Below are 2,458 nucleotides of genomic sequence, written 5' to 3' on the forward strand. Positions count from 1 at the left end.
ACCGCACGGGGGACAAGGTGCGGTGGTTGGGGGATGGGAGGCTGGAGTTCATCGGGCGGACGGACTTCCAGGTGAAGGTGAGAGGCTACCGGGTGGAGCCCGGGGAGGTGGCGGCGGTGCTGCGTGAGCACCCCGAAGTCCAGGATGCCGTCGTCGTTGCTCGCGAGGAGGGGGCTGGCGGCAAGCGGTTGGTGGCCTATGCCACCCCCGCGGCGCAGCCGACACCGGACCCGGCCGCGCTCCGTGCATTCCTCCAGCAGCGGCTCCCGGCGCACATGGTGCCTTCGACGTTGGTGATGTTGGACGCCCTGCCGCTGACGCCCAACGGCAAGGTGGACTGGCGCGCGTTGCCAGCGCCCGAGCGTTCGGAGGATGTGTCGCGGCCATTCGAGGGGCCTCGCGACGCGAAGGAGGCGGCCCTGGCCGCCATCTGGGAACAGGTGCTGAGCCGGTCCCAGGTGGACATCCACGAGAACTTCTTCGAGCTGGGCGGTGACTCCATCATCGCCATCCAGGTCGTCTCGCGTGCCGAGCAAGCGGGCCTGTACTTCCGGGTGAAGCAGCTCTTCGATCATCCAACCGTGGCGACCCTGGCCGCGGTGGCGGGCGATGCTCCCACCGCCGACGCCGAGCCCGACGCCGAACGCTCATCCGCCCCCGCTTCCGGCTTCTCCGTGGCGGGCCTGTCCGAGGAGGATGTCGAAGACGTCTACCCGTTGTCATCGCTTCAGCACGGCATCCTCATCTCCCATCTTCAGGAGCGAGAGACTCAGCCGTACTTCAATCAAATCTCCTTCGAACTCGAAGGCCCCTTGGACGAAGCCGCCTTCACGGAGGCCTGGCGGCAGACGGCGGATCAATACGAAATCCTCCGGACCGCGTTCTTCTGGGAGGGGTTGGAGGCGCCGCTCCAGGCGGTGATGCGTGAAATCTCGCTGCCCTTCGCCACCGAGGACCTGCGCGCGCTGTCTCCGGCGGAGCAGGAGGCTCGGCTGGTCGCGTTCTTCGAGGAGGACCGCCGCCGAGGGCTGGTGCTCTCCCGTGCGCCAGGCTTCCGGTTGACGCTGCTGCGCACGGGCGCGCGTGTGTGGCGCGCGGTGTTCAGCCTGACGCACCTGTTGCTGGATGGCTGGTCCACGCAATTGGTGTTGCGAGAGGTCTTCTCCCGCTACGAGGCGCTCCGGCGTGGCTTGACGTTGCCTCGGCGCGCGGTGCGCCCGTACCGGGACTTCATCGCGTGGCTGGGGCGGCAGGACCTCGGCGCGGCTCGGGACTTCTGGCGTGGCGCGCTCGCGGGTTTCACGGAGCCCACGCGGCTGGATTTCGGTGGGGCGCCGCGAGCGTCGACGCTCCTGGGGGAAGTCCAGCTGCGCATGAGCGCGGCGGAGACGTCGGCGCTCGGAGCGTTCTCGCGCCGGCACGGCGTCACGGGCGGCACGCTGCTGCAAGCAGCCTGGGCGCTGCTGCTGGGCCGCTACTCGGGCGAAGACGACGTCCTGTTCGGACTGACGGTTTCAGGCCGGCCTCCGGAGCTGGCGGGCGTCGAGCAGATGGCGGGCCTGTTCATCAACGCCATTCCCGTTCGCGTGAAGCTGCCCGGGGCCAGCCCGGTGGTGTCGTGGCTGAAGGAACTCCAAGCGTGGCTCCAGGACGCGCGGCAGTATGAGTCGTCGCCCCTGGTGGAGGTCCGCCGCTGGAGCGACGTGCCGCCGGGCCCCGCGCTGTTCGAGAGCCTCGTCGTCTTCGAGAACTACCCGCGCGATGCGGGCCTCACCACGATGTCGGACGAGCTGGTGGTGCGCAGCCCGTACATCGTCGAGGTGGACTCCCACCCACTGACGATCCTCGCCGTTCCGGGACGCGAGTGGCAGCTTCGCCTCACCTTTGACGCCAGGCGCTTCGATGCGGCAGTCGCGACGCGGATGCTGGCGCAGGTCCGCCAACTCCTGCGCGAGCTGTGCGTCCCCGAGCACCGCACGTTGTCGGAGCTGTCGTTGATGTCGGCGGAGGAGCGGCGCCGGGTGGTGGAGGAGTGGAGCGGGCGGAGCGTGGAGTACCCGCGAGACGCGTCGCTGGCGGAGCTGTTCGAAGCGCAGGTGGAGCGGACACCGGAGGCGGTGGCGGTGGAGGCGGTGGGGCAGACGCTGACGTACGAAGCGCTGAATCGGCGAGCCAACCAACTGGCACACCACCTGAGGGGAATGGGCGTGGGCCCCGAGGTACGAGTGGGCGTGTGCGTGGAGCGCTCGCTGGAGTGGGTGGTGAGCGTGTTGGGGGTGCTGAAGGCGGGAGGCGCATACGTGCCGCTGGACGCGAGCTACCCGCTGGAGCGGCTGGGGTGGATGAAGCAGGAGGCGGGGGTGGCGCTGCTGGTGGCGCAGGAGCGGCTGGCGGATGAGGTGGCCGCGGGTGGTGAACTGGTGGTGTGCGTGGACACGGAGTGGGCGTCCATTGCCAC

At 69.4% G+C, this 2,458-nt stretch carries 1 protein-coding gene; it reads left to right on the forward strand.

The annotated features are described in order from the left end of the window. Positions 1 to 2,458 (forward strand): condensation domain-containing protein (locus tag HV824_RS35525; protein ID WP_176425246.1); only part of this gene is annotated, 2,458 nt, incomplete at both ends.

It is taken from the genome of Myxococcus sp. AM009 (assembly GCF_013372605.1).
Taxonomy (GTDB): Bacteria; Myxococcota; Myxococcia; order Myxococcales; family Myxococcaceae; genus Myxococcus; species Myxococcus vastator.